This is a genomic window from Bradyrhizobium sp. AZCC 1588 (assembly GCF_036924735.1).
GTDB lineage: Bacteria > Pseudomonadota > Alphaproteobacteria > Rhizobiales > Xanthobacteraceae > Bradyrhizobium.
The window spans coordinates 643,916-657,974 of the sequence record NZ_JAZHSC010000001.1 but is presented as its reverse complement, the minus strand read 5'-3'; the positions used below and the strand labels follow the sequence as shown (position 1 = coordinate 657,974).

Genomic DNA, 14,059 nt, shown 5'->3' with positions numbered 1-14,059 from the left:
GGTGTTTCGGGTTTGACCGGTCGTTCAGCTCTCTTGCAGTTGATTGTGCGGTTACCGGCCTCTTCCGTGTCCACTGTTGCCGCGGCCACTGCCGTTGGCTCCGTTGCCATTCCCGTTGGCAGCATTTTCGCTGCCGCCATTGCCATTGCCGTTGCCACTACCACTGTTGCTACTACCACTGTTGCCATTACCGCTGTTGCCATTGCCGCTGTTGCCGTTGCCGCTATTGGCATTACCCCCGGCGACAGCCGCTACCGTGCTTGCATTTGCGCGACCGGCGGCGCTGGCGACGGATCCGTTGCCATTATCTCCCTGACCAGTGTTGGCAGCGGCCGTGTCCGTGCCGGGAGTTGATGAACTCCAGACCGTATTGGGTTCGGAGGCGCCCCGCGCCGCGCCGACCGAAGCCGAACCGCCATGGGCGAGGCCGTTGGTGACGCGATGGAAGTTCAACCGAACTTCGCCGATCGACGAGGAGATGCGAGTGACGCCATGCCTCGCGGGATGGGCGTTCGCATGCTTGTTTTGTCCGTTGGCTGCATGGCGTGGCGCGGAGAGACCGTTGCGCGGCACCGGCACTCGCTCGATGGAAGGCGCGCGTGGCTTGCCATGCTCGATCGGGGCAAGGACGCCGGCTCCGCCCAGCGACAGCCCTGTCTTGCCGCTCGCGAACGCCGTCGCGTGCTGCCCGGCCATCACTTGCGCGATCTGTCCCGACTTGAAATCGGCGACTTCGACCTGACCGCGGATCACATCGACGGTGGTCTTGCCAGCGTTCACCGTGACGCGGAATTGCGTGCCCTTCACCACGGCGGCGAGGTAGGGCGTTTCGACCTCGAAATGCTTGACGTTGCGTTTTTCGACGTCGAGCAGGATCGAACCCGCCTGCTGCACGATCGTGGTCGACAGCCCTTCCTTCTTTTGGGCGGGGACGCCGACCACGGAATTCGGCGCGACCATGATCATTTCCTCGCCGCGCTTCAACAGAACGCGCCCGGTGCGGCCGGTGCGAACCGTATCGCCCGGCTTCAACGCGTCTTCCTGCTTGATCGATGCCTGCTGCACGCCGCTGCCGGTGAGCCAGACCTCGCCGGAGGATTTGCTGACCGTCCACTCGCCGCCATCGGCGGCGTTAGCGATCGAAGCCGTCACTAGGAAGAACATCGCCGCGAGTGTTCTCGAGGCGTGAGGGATCGCACGCATGAAACTCTCTCCGATTGCCGCTTTGTCCCGGACGCTATTGGAAATGTTTCAAGATTGAGTGAGCGGAAACCGTACTCTGCGAGGGGCGCGTTAACCTTTCATTGACCATAATTTTCTATTAAAAATCAGATGGCTAGCGGTTTCACTCACTATCCCGGTTTCTTATCCGTACAACTACGGAAACGGGCATGTTCAGCTTTATCCCGCACGGTGATGGTAGGCCTCGGGCTGTGGGCTTCGCTCGTCTGTTTGCCGGCGCAAGCGCAGCAAGCGCATCAGCCCGGTTACGATCCGCGGCAGACCGAAAAGCGTTTCGAGGACCAGCAATCGAGCCAGGGCGCGAACGGGCGGCCCCGATTGCCGTCGCCGCAATTCGCCGGGACGGAGGGGCAGGGAGATACCAAGCCGCTGTTCGTGCTTCGGCGCGTCTCGATCGGCGGCGCCGTCGCGATACCGCAGGACCGGCTGGTGACGGCGTATCAACCCTATATCGGGAAAAAGGTGTCGCGGGCTGACCTGGCGGCGATGGCCAGTGCGGTCAGCGAGGTCTATCGCGCCGCCGGATTCCACCTCAGCCGGGCGATCATCCCGCCACAGGATATCCAGAGCGGCGAACTTCGCATTCAGGTCATCGAAGGCAGCATCACGGAGTTGACGCTGAAGGGGGACGGCGCCGACGAATTCGGCGTCCGGCCGATGCTCGATGCGGTGCTGGCGGAGCGGCCCTCGCGGCTTGCAACGTTGGAACGGCAATTGCTGCTGATCAACGGCCGCCCCGGCGTGCGGATCGTGGACACCGCGCTCGATGAGATCGGTACGACAACCGGCGATTTCCGCCTGATCGTCTCCGTGAAAACCTGGCACGTCTTCACGTCGTTCGGCATCGACAATCTCGGATCCTCGTCGGTCGGACCGTGGCAGAGCTATGGGACGGCGGCGTTCAACTCCTATCTCGCGCCCGGCGATTCGCTGGTGTTCAACCTTTCGACCACGCCCGGCGATCCCAGGCAGCTCGCATTCGGCCGTCTGTCCTACGAAGTGCCCGTCGGCACTGACGGCGCGCGCATCGGCGCGTCCGGCTATTACAGCGAAGTCTGGCCCGGCGATTACCGCCGGCTCTACAGCGACAACATCAAGACCCACTCGTTCGAAGTTCGCGGCAGCATTGCTCCGTTGCAATCGCAGAAGTCCAGCCTGACGCTGACCGCGGCTGCGGGATTCACCAACGCCACCGAAAACGACGTGTTCGGCCTGATCTATGCCGATCGCATCCGCACAGCGAGCCTCACGTCGGACTACCGCCTGCAGGATAATTTCGGCGGCACCAATTATCTGACGGTGAACTATCGCCAGGGCCTCGACATTCTCGGCGCCTCGCACCGCGACGACGACTACCTGTCGCGCGTCGGCGCGTCCGGCACATTCTCCGCGTTGAATTTCTGGTTCACGCGCTATCAGAAGCTGACGGATGCATGGTCGGTGAAGCTCGCCGCTGCCGGCCAGGCCGCGTCCGGCCCGCTGTTCGTGTCGCAACAATTCTATCTCGGCGGCATTGCGTTTGGCCGCGGCTATGGCAGCGCCGAGATCAGCGGCGACAACGGTCTTGCTGGTACGGTCGAACTGCGCTTCGACCAGAAGACGAACCTGCAATATCTGAGCGGCTACCAGTTCTACGGCTTCGTCGACAGCGGCGTGGCCTGGAATGACGGCTACCAGCTCAGCGATGGCCTCTCGCTGACCTCGGCCGGCGGCGGCGTTCGCTTCTTCCTCGCCGAAGGCCTGCAGGCCGACCTCGGCGCCGCCGCGCCGCTCAGCTATCGCGCGCCTGACAACCCCACCCGCGGCGCGCGCGTACTGTTCTCGCTGACCAGCGCGCTGAAGCTCTGTCCGGTGCGGGCGACGACAAGGTGTTTGTAGGGCTAGACCGGCTCGTAGCTCTCGGTTGCGCAGGTATCCTCGGCTTCGACCTTTTGGCGATCGGCGATCGCGCCGTCGGATATTTCGATCCGATAGGTCTGCGTGCCCAGCGGCTTGCCGGTCACCGAAACCACTTCGGCCCTGACGCAGGCGGTCCAGCCCAGTCCGCGGAGGTTGGGGCGCGGCTCGGAGACGCGGACCTGGGTCGGTTGCGAGGCCGCCACGAACACCGAATCCAGTTTTTGCCGCAGCAGCAGCTTGACGTCCGGCGGCGTCCCCAACGCGGGCGGGTCGGGCGCCTTGCCGCGCATGAAGTCGGGCACCGGCGCGCGGACGTCGGCAAAACCGCAACCCGCAAGCGTCAGCGCTGCGCCCGCTACCAGCGCTATGTGAATCACGATCCGCCGCATCGGAGGTTGTTTTACCCCGGCGGCGCCATTTCGGACAGGGGATTGCCGTGCACATAACGATCTCGCGACTGTGATTTGGATCACTGCGCGGGATTCTGGGCCTGCGACAAGGTCGCCGTCGAATGGGGCCGCCATCACGTCTCACAGGGCGCGGCCGGCTTGAACCTTTGGCTTCGAGGCCGTGACCAATCCGAAGCCTGCATTGTCGGGAGGTGCCATCATGTTCCGTCACGCGCTGCTCAAGCTGATGATTCCTGCGGCGGTTCTGCTGGGCGCCCATTCTGCCTCCGCCGAAAGTCGCCTCGCACTGGTGATCGGCCAATCCGCCTATCGCTCGGTGCCCGCGCTGCCCAATCCGGCCAATGACGCCAAGGCGGTCACGCAATTGCTGACCGATTCCGGCTTCGAGGTTTCGACCGCGGCCGATCTTTCGCAGAATCAAATGCGGGAGGTGGTCAGCGAATTTGCCGGCAAGGTGGCCGCGAAAGGCGCCGATACGGTCGCCCTGGTGTTTTACGCCGGCCATGGGCTGCAGATCGACGGCGAGAATTTTCTGGTCCCGGTCGATATCGATCCCAAGCGGGAAGCCGACATTCCGATCCAGGCGGTGCGCCTCAACGACATCCTGAACACGCTGACATCGGTGCCGAGCCGGATGCGCATCCTGATGCTCGATGCCTGCCGCAACAATCCGTTCCCCGATCTCAAGACCGCCGGCAGCGGCCTTGCGCTCGTCGATGCCAAGGTTGGCTCGCCCGGCACGTTCCTGTCGTTCTCGACCTCGCCCGGCGCGGTCGCGGAAGACGGCTCCGGCTCCAACAGCCCGTATACGACCGCGCTGCTCGCGGCCGGTAAGGAGCAGGGGATTCCGATCGAGGAGACTTTCAAGCGGGTGCGGCTTGCGGTGAACAAGGTCACCGAGGGGCGGCAGACCCCGTGGGACAGCTCTTCGCTGACCGAGGATTTCCGCTTTTCCGGCGCCTCGGTCGCCGGACCCAAGCCTGCCGCGCAGCCGAAGAAGACGGTTGCCGAATGGACGCGCGATCTGAAAGGTAAACCGGTCGAGGCGGCGAACGAGTTGATTGTGGCTGACGGTACCGATGAAGCCTATGAGGCCTTCGCCGGCCTCTACCCGCAAACCTCGCTCGGGCGACTGGCGCGGGACTGGCTGGTCCGTCACCGGCGCATGGTGGCGTGGAATAATGCCGTGCTGATCAATACCGCGTCCGGATATCGCTCGTTCCTGACCCGATTCCCCGACAGCGATCTGTCCGCGACCGCGCGCAAGCTGGAGGAACGGCTGCGCAACCGTCCCGACTTCACGCCGGCCGTTTCGGCCGCCAACGCAGCCGTGCCGCAGAACGTCGCGCTCGCCGCGCCGATGTGCCCCTGCAACGTCCAGCCGCCGCAGCAGCCGATCAAGGTCAATGCGCCGGTCCGGCGCGTCGAGCCCGATCCGCCGAAGCGGGTCGATCGCAAGCCGCCGCGGCGCGTGCGTGAGCCGGATGACGACGTTGTGGTCGTTCGCCGTCCGCCGCCGCGCGTGGTCTACGAGCAGCCGCCACCGCCGCCGCCGGTCAGCATCGGCATCGGGATCGGTCTCGGCGGGTTTGGCGGCGGCCGCGGCGGCAACTATGGCGACCATGGCGGCCGGGGTAGATACTGAAGTGCCAATAGGGTAATCGATCCCGCAAGCGTGGGTTGCGCTTGCGGGGGCAGGATGCGAAATCCGGTTTGTCTGTTCGCTTTGATCGTTGCCATCTTCTGTGCGGGTAATCCGCTTCCTGGTTCCGCCTGGGAGCATTGGGGCGGCGATCGTGGCGGATCGCGATTTTCGCCGCTCAAGCAGATCACGCCCGACAATGTCGGCAGTCTCGTCCGCGCCTGGGAGTTTCGCACCGGCGATCTCGATCGCCGGCCGGTCGAGGCGATGAAGCGGACCAAGTTTCAGGCCACCCCGCTGCTTGTCGAGGACAGTCTGATCTTCTGCTCGCCCTTCAACGAGGTCATAGCGCTCGACCCCGGCAGCGGCGTACCGAAGTGGCGGTACGATCCTGACATTTCGACCGCGCAACGCCCGGCCAACCGCTACACTTGCCGTGGTGTCGCCTATTGGCTCGACGAGCGCGCCGCTGAAAATGCCACCTGTCGCGCACGGATATTCATGGGCACCAACGACGTGCGCCTGATCGCGCTCGACGCCAGGACCGGCGTCCCCTGTGCCGATTTCGGCAACAATGGCGAGATCAAGTTCGCACTCGGTCCATTGGAGTGGCCCGGCGAATTCCAGATCACGTCGGCGCCCGTCATTATCAGCGACACCGTCATCGTCGGCTCCGCAATTGCAGATAATCGCCGCGTCGAAGCGCCGCCGGGCACGGTGCGCGCTTTCGATGCGCGGACCGGGCAACCGCGCTGGAGCTTCGATCCGCTGGTGCATGATGGCGTGATTGCCGGCCACGCCAATGTCTGGGCGCCGATGTCGGTGGACGAGGAGCGCGGCCTGGTATTCTTGCCGACGTCCTCGCCGAGCCCGGATTTCTGGGGCGGCAAGCGGCCCGGCAACAACGACTACGCCAATTCGGTGGTGGCGCTGCGCGCCGAAACTGGAGAACGGGTCTGGTCGTTTCAGACCGTGCATCACGATGTCTGGGATTACGACCTGCCGGCGCAGCCGACATTGGCGCGCATCGATACCGGCGAGGGCCTGCGCGACGTCGTGATTCAGCCTACCAAGCAGGGCTTTGTGTTCGTGCTCGACCGCGATACCGGCGAGCCGGTGTGGCCGGTGGAGGAACGCGCGGTGCCGCAGGGCGGCGCCGAAGGCGAGCAGCTCTCGCCGACGCAGCCGTTCCCGACCCACGTGCCGGCGCTGCTGCCACAACAGATCTCGGCCGACGACGTGTTCGGCCTGATTCCGTTCTTGGACAGCGGAGCCTGCCGCGCGCAGGTCGCCTCTGCCCGCAACGAAGGCCTCTACACGCCGCCGTCCACGCCGGGCACCGTGGTGTTTCCGATGACCGGCGGCGGCGTGAACTGGGGTGGCGTCGCATTCGATCCGGTCAGCCAGATCCTTTACGCCAATACGACGCGGGCAATTCACATTATCAAATTGCTTCCACGTGCTGCTGTGGCCGATGGCTTTAGCCCGCCGCCCGGTCACGACTTCGGACGGCAACACGGCACGCCGTTTGCGATGACCCGAGCCGTTGCACTGTCGCCGCTGGGGCTGTTGTGCAACAGGCCGCCTTGGGGCGAGATGGTCGCGGTCGATCTGAAGGCGGGGAAGATTCTCTGGCGATCGAGGGTAGGTACCACGGAAGATCGTGCGCCGCTCGGCATCGCTTTTCCCTTCGGCACGCCGCTTGTCAGCGGCGTCGCGATCACCGCCGGCGGTCTTGTCTTTACCGGCGCGATGGATGCCTATTTGCGCGCCTTCGACGCCCGATCGGGGCGGGAGCTGTGGCAGGGCCGGCTGCCGGTGCCGGGCGTGGCCAATCCAATGACGTACATCTGGAAGGGCGAGCAATATGTCGCGATCGGTGCCGGCGGTCATTCCGAGTCCGGCACTACGATCGGCGACAGCGTGGTGGCGTTCCGCCTGGCGCGGCCGGGCGAGGCGCCCTCGCTGTGGTCGCGCACCATCGACCGGCCGGGCGGACGGTTTATGAGTGGGGCGATTGCGGTCGGGTTGGCGATCGTGTTGATGGCGATCGTGCTGTGGCGCTGGCGGCGGAGCAGGGCGGGGACGACGGAATAGAGGCGAGAACCCCTCAACTTGTCGCCCCTGCGAAAGCAGGGGCCGATACGCCGCGGCTGACGAAATGGGCACTCGGGGCGACGGCTGCGTTTTCAACAATGCAGGCCGGTGGTTATGGGTCCCTGCGTTCGCACTAGGGTTTCTACACGTCTGGCGCGACAGATTGACTCGGTGCGTCATGATGTTATCCCGCTTTGCGGTTTGTATGATTCTGTTTCTGACGCTTTGATTCGAAGGAGCGTCGGAGATGCAGCGAGAGCCGGATTTATCACTTGGCGAGTTTGGCGACGTTCGCCTCGATAAAAGGGGGCGGCGTTTGTTCAGGCTATGCTTTGCACGCGCAGCGTCTGCTTGCGCCAGATGGCGCAGGGTGACTGGGCCGCGTACATGGCGTACTGGCGGTTCGTGAACAATCCGCAAGTCACGACCGATCAACTGATTGAAGGCTGGAGCAGGCAGACGGCGACCGTGGTCAGCGGGCGTCATGTGCTGGCGATCCAGGACACCAGCGAGGTCAAGTTTCAAACGCGGCAGGGACGTCGGCGTAGACTGGGCAAAGTCGGCAAAGGCAATGCCCGCGGCGTGTTGCTGCATGCCATGATGGCGGTCGATGCCGACAGCGGGGCCTGCCTCGGCCTCACCGGCGGCAAGGTGTGGACGCGCAGGGGCACGGTTAAGACCCCTCACGACGAGCGTGAGTTGGCCAACAAGGAATCGGCGCGCTGGGTGACGACGGCCGAGCAGGGCTGCGAGGTTTTGGCTGCAGCGCGCATGATCACTGTCATCAATGACCGTGAGGGGGAGTTCTTTGCGCACTGGGCGTTGACGCCCGGCGACAACGTCCACCTGCTGACGCGGGCCATGCATGATCATGCGCTGGCCGACGGCAGAACACTTTATCAAGCGGTGGAGCGAGCCCGCTTCTGCAACAAGGCGGTGATCGATCTGCCGCAGCGGATGGATCGTCGCGGTCGCCAAGCCCACCTCTCGCTGCGCTTCGGAACCATCGTGCTCAAGCGGCCGGCGCGCCCCGGCGTGAAGGACCTGCCGGAGCGTGTCGAAGTCAGCTTCGTGGAAGTCGTCGAGTTGCACCCCCCGAAGGGGGCTGAGCCCGTTCATTGGCTGCTCTTGACCACTCATTCGATCGCCAATGCGGCCGATGCCTGGCGGATCGTCTCCTGGTACAAGCAGCGCTGGATCATCGAACAGTTGTTTCGCTCGCTGAAGAACCAGGGTCTGCGTATCGAGGACAGTCAGCTCGAAAGCGCCGAAGCCCTGATCAAGCTCGTGGCGATCGCCACTAAAGCAGCATGTATCGTCATTCAGCTCGTTCAGGCCCGCAATGGTGGTGGACAATTGCCGGTCAAATGCGCCTTCACGCCAGAAGAAATCGAAACACTTGCCGCCATCAACAGAACCATGAAAGGCAGGACCGAGCTTCAGAAGAACCCGCATCACCCCTACACTCTTCAGTGGGCGGCATGGATCATCGCCAAGCTCGGCGGATGGACCGGCTACGCCTCGCATCGGCCACCCGGACCAATCACCTTCCACAACGGAATGGCTCGCTTCCAAATCATCGTCGCTGGCAGAGCCCTCGAAAATGCGTAGAAACCCTAGTGCGTTCGCAGGGACGACGGAGATGGGGATCGTCGCGATACAAAATATGACTCCACGTTCTCGCGACGCATTGCGCCCGAGGTTTGCTGATAACTTCCCGCCCTCTCCAATTAGAGGGCGCAGGGAAGACCGGGTGCTGGCTGCACCCGCGGTCTCGTGTGCAATTGCGCATAGCAAAAGCGCACACGAGCATACAGGTACAGCGGGAGCATCCCGGCCTTCCCTGCGCAATGGCTTTACGGCTTACTTCGCACTCTTCCCGGAGAACGGCTTTCTTGCCTCCGTCGCTGCGCAAATAGTTTCACGCAGCTTAGCGCCAGCACCGCGGCGCCCGAACCACACGACTTCGCCGTACGCCTCCTGCGCGTACGTCTAGCGCGCATTCAGCGTCCATCGCATCTCACCGCACGTTCGTGACGATCGCGAGCGCCCCTCAATGGGTGAGACGGGCGGAGTTATGCGACTGATTTGCCTCTCGCGTTAAGTGGAATATTTTTGATTGCTGGGCTTGACACGATTTCTGAAAATCAGAATTGATTTGCCCGTCGTGCCAATTGGTCGCAGCCGCGCATTGAAATTTCGCTTGGGGCGCGTGGCAAATCAGTTCGCAGTTTGTAGGGTGGGCAAAGCGCAAGCGTGCCCACCATCGGGATGCGTGCTCGATGATAGATGGTGGGCACGGCGCAAGGGCGCCTTTGCCCACCCTACGGCGCTACAGCATCGCGAACGCGCTCGAGACCATCGCCACGGGCTTGTTGTCGGTGGCGGAAAGCAGCGTGACGCGACCAAAACTCATGGTGCGTCCGAGGCGGACCACGCGCGCATCGGCCAGTACGTCGGAGGCAGAGACCGCGCGCATGAAATGCGTGGTCTGGTCGACCGTCGTCATTGCGCGGTAGCCGCGGTTGGCGGCGAGGTTGGCGATCACCATCGCGGTGTCGGCGAATGCCATCAGCGCCTGGCCCGAGACCGTGCCGCCATTGCGGCACAGCCGCTCCGAGAACGGCAGGCGCAGGATCGCGCCCGGCTGCCAGTCGGCGGCATCGCCGGGCGGAGCTGAGTCAAAGCGCTCGATCGACAGGTTGAGATCCATCACCCATGGCGCAAATACCTCGCCGAGCACGCGCGTTGCTTCCGCAATGCCGAATTCTCCCGCTTGTGGCTGTTGTTGCATGAACGTTCCGTTTCCTCGTCCGATCTTGTTGTCGGCGCATTGTAGTGGTCATTGCGGCGAGGGGACAGCGGCGGTGGGTGGCGAATACGGCGCGATCCGCAAAGCAATTGGGCGCAAGCGCCGAAATCCCGCAAGCTAGGCGTCGAACCAAAGGCGAGGCCCGCGCGTGCTTGGCTTGGCGGTTGCGTCGGTGGTATCTTTGCCGAAACGCTGAAAGCATCCAAAGGAGAGCGTCATGAGAATGCTGAGCGCGGCCGCGATGGTGGTGTTGTTGATGGTGCCGGCCCACGCGCAGACCCCGAATATCAACCTGATACCGGAACTCCAGTCCAAATCGCCGGAGGAAAGGGAGCAGGAAGCGATCAAGGAGAAGGCTTACAAGGATTCCTTGCGGAAGATTCCCGACGCCAAGACCTCTTCCGATCCCTGGGGCACCATGCGTAGCACCGAGGCGCCCAAGGCCGCGGCGCCCGCCAAGAAGAACAAGACCGGCAGCACCAGCCAGTAGCTTCCCTGCCAAAGCGGCGGGTAGGATTCGTTCGCCGCTACCCCTATATTTGACCTGTCGTCATCGTGTCTGGAGTTACGACATGGTCTTTCGTCCGCGCGATCTCGCGAGCCGGATGGCCGGCCGGCGCAAGCTGGGCGACGGCTACCTGCGCGAGACGTTTACTTTGCCGCGCGACCAAGCGAGGTTGAGGGCGCGCGACTTCCTCAACCGCTATCCCAAGGCAGCCTATATGAGCTCGGTCGAGAGCTGGCGCGAGCTGCCCAGTGGCGACATCGAATTCACCATGCGCCGGCTTGCCAGCGCGGATTAGGCGACGCGGCTCCGCTGACGCCCGAATTTAACATCGACTCTCCGATTTTTGCCGGATTCCGATAACCCGGTATTGAGGTATTCCGCCTAGCTCTACGGACGGACGCGGGCGAGAAGGGCGGACGGCCGTTGCTTTCTCCGTCATTCCGGGGCGTGCGGAGCACGAGCCCGGAATCCATTTCACCCCGGCCTATGCGGTCCAATGGATTCCGGTTCTCGCTTCGCGAGCCCCGGAATGACGCAGACTGCGACAGGACGACCCGACAGGAGAAATCATGGCGAGAGACCGCAAAGACCTTGGTGCCCGCAAGTTCGTTCGGGTCGACTTGCGCAAGCCGGGATTCCTGATTCCGGCGCCGGATGCGCCATGGATCGAGTGTTACGTCCTCGACATTTCGGAGAACGGCGCCTGCCTGGATGTGGGCGACCTCGCGGTTCCCAAGGTGTTCGGCCTTTCTCTCACCGCAGGGGGCGAGGTGCGGAGGGTATGCACGCTGATCTGGCGCAGGGGCGAATTGGTCGGCGTCCGCTTCGTCTCCGCCCGGGAGCTGCGCAACGGCGTGGCGCCGCCAGATGAACCCGATGCCGCTTCCTGGAAGGCCCACGCCTGACTAATTTGCCCTCCGTTTAATCAGGATCCTGCAGCGTCTCGGCCACCAGGCGAATCCGGAATACCGGCTTTTTGGATTCATCCAGCAGTTCCATCTGCCACTCGGTGTTTTCGGGCAGCTTGCGGGAAACGTCCGCGATCATGTCGCCGCAAACCCCGGTCATTTCCTTCCACGCGGCGTTGTGGTCGGCAAATTCCGCGCCGTCATTGCTGACGCATGCATCTTCGCCATGTCGAACGGTGAAGAAAAAGATCGGCATGGCAAGCTGACCAAATGTAGAATGGGCCACCGCTGGCCCTGAGATCCCCATCCGCCGGGGAGTGGATTCCTCGCGTATGGAAAGATCAACTCCGGGTTTTTACGGGCCCAAGCACGTTGCCGGGCATATAGGCCGGGTTATCGCTCAGGTCTAACCTGATGTAGTTGCAGAGAAACTTCTCCGGCTGGAAGGCCCGTGGAAGTGGACGCCGAGCGGGGTTATTCCCGTTCGGCTTTTTTCAGCTCCCGATCAATCCGAAGCTGGACCCGCCGGATGGCAAGCAGATTGAGCCTGGCTTCGGTCTTGCCCGTGACAACCCTGTCGCCAATACGGAATTGCCATTTCCAGATGCCCGGAGCGACCGCCGTCACGGTGTATTCGACGCCCTTGTGGATCATATAGAAATCCCGCTGCGGCTCCCGACCGCTTCAAACCGGACCTCTGACTTAAAATTGCAATTGTTCCTGCCGAGGGCAATGCCTTTGCCGCGACGCGCACGGCCGAAATCCGCTCCCGGGGCTTCAACCCCATGGGCGTGATCGAATTCCCTTGCCCAGCCTAATTTCCGCGGCGCGCAAAAAGCACTGCGCCGCGCAAGCGGAGTATGGTCGCTTGGCGGCGCAGGCCTATTCCCCGAGTGATGCAATGTCCCAGGCAAGAATTTTGTCGGGAGCGATATGAAAAAGGTTCAACGCGCCCGAGACAAATTTGCCGGGCGATTTGCACGGGCGCGGCCGCCCGGTGGCCGGCTTCCTTCCTATTCCTGCCGTGACGGATGAGGCTGCCGTGGCGGAATATGGGTTCTCGACGGCGCGTCCGGCCGGACGGGCTGCGGAAGCCTTGAGGGCTCCGGCGTGCGGCTGAGGTTCAACAGCCATGTGAGGAGATGGGCACCATGGTGTTGAAGCGTCGGCAGGATGGGTTCGTAGGTGAGGACGGTCACGGGGGCGGTCGTTTGTATCTGCATGCCGCTGGGCATAGCCTGCAGCGCCTTGAAGGACGGTTCAGATGAAGCCGCAAGCACGCTTAAAATTGTAGGCGACGTCACCACGTCCCGATTTGCAGGTCGGATAACGATGAGGCCGCCGGTTCGGCGGCCTCATCGCGAGAGCTAGCCTTCCGGCTGCTCTACATCGGGCGCCCGGGGGCTGGCGTCGGGCGCCTCTTCACTTCTGGCCCGAAGATCGGCGGCCTTGTCGAGAAAGCCCGCGGCGATCTCCGGATCCGTGGTGGCCATTGCAAATTTGAGAAAGGTTGCCGCTTGTTCCGTGAGGTATTTCTTGCCCGGCACAATACTGGTTCCCCGTTACTACCCGTCACTACCCTGCCGCACCCGCTGCAATTACGCACTGCGGCGAAATCCGTTCCGGGGAAAAGTGCAAAACTATACTTAAGTCGGGGTGCGCTCACGCGGATGGTGCGTTCGGACTGGTTGGGGCGGGCGTCGAAGGCGGCAACCTCACGAGGCAGAGGCAGGGGGCGCGGTGTCAGCCTCGCCCAAAAGCTTCCCGGTTTCCTTATGGATGAAGTGAAGCCGGGTGCAGGCGAGGCAGACGACGGACACATACGAATTGGGCTCGTCTTCCGGCGCGGTCGCCGGAAGCCAATGCTGCATCTTCGTGCCCAGCCGTGGGCATGTGAAAAGGATATGTCGGCCCGTCATTGGCGAGAGATATGCAGAGGCTGGGTGCCGGGTCACCTCCGTATGTTTGCGTAGTTGGGGGCTGTCCGGGCAGCGAAGGCGAGGAGCGGGCGGCCATCCTCGTCAGGACGCACCGGGAGCCGGGTCGGATATTCCTGAGTTCGGTATCGGAAACACCGTGATGTTACGGACTCCAAAAGTGCGTGTGGAAAACACTATGCTTGATGTCGCCGGGGCTGCTTTTCATCCCGAACCAATTTGTACCGGCTGGGGGCCGCCGAAAGGCGGCCCTTTCAATTTGGGCGAGGCCTTTTGGGGAAGAAGTCGCCAACAGAGGCGGCTCCTTCAATCGCGCGCTCGGTCCCGGTCCCGTTGCCGTTGGTGCTGTCCTAATTCGAAGCTGCGCGAGCACTTAGGCGCTGTTGTCGCAACGATGCGGCTTGGCTCTAGCTGGCAGGACTTCAAAGATAAGCTAGATCGTAATTACAAACGATATAGCGGCCCAACCCAGACGAACTTTGACTTTGGAGAAGAGGACACGGGTAAGGGTCTGTAACGAAAGAGGCCACCAACTGGAGGCGGCCCGCTACTCCCGCGTCTAGCTCTGGAAGCTCTCTAATGAAGAGAGCCGCCAACTGAGGCG

The 14,059-nt window shown here is 63.0% G+C and carries 13 protein-coding genes; 7 read left to right on the top strand and 6 right to left on the bottom strand.

Annotated features, from left to right (window positions below):
- Nucleotides 1-51: 51 nt before the first annotated feature.
- On the bottom strand, nucleotides 52-1,203 hold the full coding sequence (locus V1277_RS03170) for a FecR family protein (protein ID WP_334414973.1): 1,152 nt from the start codon (nucleotides 1,201-1,203) through the stop codon (nucleotides 52-54).
- Between the two features lie 213 nt (nucleotides 1,204-1,416).
- On the opposite strand from V1277_RS03170, the gene V1277_RS03165 reads away from it, so the two are divergent.
- Nucleotides 1,417-3,120 (top strand): ShlB/FhaC/HecB family hemolysin secretion/activation protein, encoded by a 1,704-nt coding sequence (locus tag V1277_RS03165; protein ID WP_334414972.1) that lies wholly within the window; start codon nucleotides 1,417-1,419, stop codon nucleotides 3,118-3,120.
- Between the two features lie 2 nt (nucleotides 3,121-3,122).
- Here the strand turns inward: V1277_RS03165 and V1277_RS03160 are convergent, their stop codons facing one another.
- Nucleotides 3,123-3,518, bottom strand: a complete 396-nt coding sequence (locus V1277_RS03160) for a hypothetical protein (protein ID WP_334414971.1) — start codon at nucleotides 3,516-3,518, stop codon at nucleotides 3,123-3,125.
- A 232-nt stretch (nucleotides 3,519-3,750) separates the two neighbouring features.
- Here V1277_RS03160 and V1277_RS03155 point away from each other — a divergent pair, with 232 nt between their 5' ends.
- From V1277_RS03155 to V1277_RS03145, 3 genes are all read left to right on the top strand, one after another.
- Complete coding sequence (locus tag V1277_RS03155) at nucleotides 3,751-5,196, top strand: caspase family protein (protein ID WP_334414970.1); 1,446 nt, start codon at nucleotides 3,751-3,753, stop codon at nucleotides 5,194-5,196.
- Between the two features lie 54 nt (nucleotides 5,197-5,250).
- The gene (locus V1277_RS03150) at nucleotides 5,251-7,290 is read left to right on the top strand and encodes a pyrroloquinoline quinone-dependent dehydrogenase (protein WP_334414969.1); all 2,040 of its coding nucleotides are present in this window, start codon (nucleotides 5,251-5,253) and stop codon (nucleotides 7,288-7,290) included.
- Nucleotides 7,291-7,617: 327 nt separating this feature from the next.
- The gene (locus V1277_RS03145) at nucleotides 7,618-8,901 is read left to right on the top strand and encodes an IS4 family transposase (RefSeq protein WP_334414870.1); all 1,284 of its coding nucleotides are present in this window, start codon (nucleotides 7,618-7,620) and stop codon (nucleotides 8,899-8,901) included.
- Between the two features lie 721 nt (nucleotides 8,902-9,622).
- Here the strand turns inward: V1277_RS03145 and V1277_RS03140 are convergent.
- A complete protein-coding gene (locus V1277_RS03140) occupies nucleotides 9,623-10,084 on the bottom strand; it encodes a PaaI family thioesterase (RefSeq protein ID WP_213285844.1) in 462 nt (153 codons plus the stop codon).
- Between the two features lie 235 nt (nucleotides 10,085-10,319).
- Here V1277_RS03140 and V1277_RS03135 point away from each other — a divergent pair, with 235 nt between their 5' ends.
- The 3 genes from V1277_RS03135 (at nucleotide 10,320) to V1277_RS03125 (ending at nucleotide 11,515) form a co-directional block, all read left to right on the top strand.
- Entirely contained in the window at nucleotides 10,320-10,592 is a 273-nt protein-coding gene (locus V1277_RS03135; RefSeq protein ID WP_334374293.1) for a hypothetical protein, read from the top strand.
- Between the two features lie 82 nt (nucleotides 10,593-10,674).
- Nucleotides 10,675-10,905, top strand: a complete 231-nt coding sequence (locus tag V1277_RS03130; protein ID WP_065747891.1) for a hypothetical protein — start codon at nucleotides 10,675-10,677, stop codon at nucleotides 10,903-10,905.
- 274 nt (nucleotides 10,906-11,179) lie between these two features.
- Nucleotides 11,180-11,515 (top strand): PilZ domain-containing protein, encoded by a 336-nt coding sequence (locus tag V1277_RS03125; RefSeq protein ID WP_334414968.1) that lies wholly within the window; start codon nucleotides 11,180-11,182, stop codon nucleotides 11,513-11,515.
- 16 nt (nucleotides 11,516-11,531) lie between these two features.
- Here V1277_RS03125 and V1277_RS03120 read toward each other — a convergent pair whose 3' ends face one another.
- The 3 genes from V1277_RS03120 to V1277_RS03110 all read right to left on the bottom strand — a co-directional run bounded on the left by V1277_RS03120 (nucleotide 11,532) and on the right by V1277_RS03110 (nucleotide 13,065).
- On the bottom strand, nucleotides 11,532-11,774 hold the full coding sequence (locus V1277_RS03120) for a DUF6894 family protein (RefSeq protein WP_334374296.1): 243 nt from the start codon (nucleotides 11,772-11,774) through the stop codon (nucleotides 11,532-11,534).
- Between the two features lie 218 nt (nucleotides 11,775-11,992).
- Nucleotides 11,993-12,172 (bottom strand): hypothetical protein, encoded by a 180-nt coding sequence (locus V1277_RS03115; RefSeq protein ID WP_213285841.1) that lies wholly within the window; start codon nucleotides 12,170-12,172, stop codon nucleotides 11,993-11,995.
- Nucleotides 12,173-12,885: 713 nt separating this feature from the next.
- Complete coding sequence (locus V1277_RS03110) at nucleotides 12,886-13,065, bottom strand: hypothetical protein (protein WP_156434032.1); 180 nt, start codon at nucleotides 13,063-13,065, stop codon at nucleotides 12,886-12,888.
- Between the last annotated feature and the right edge of the window lie 994 nt (nucleotides 13,066-14,059).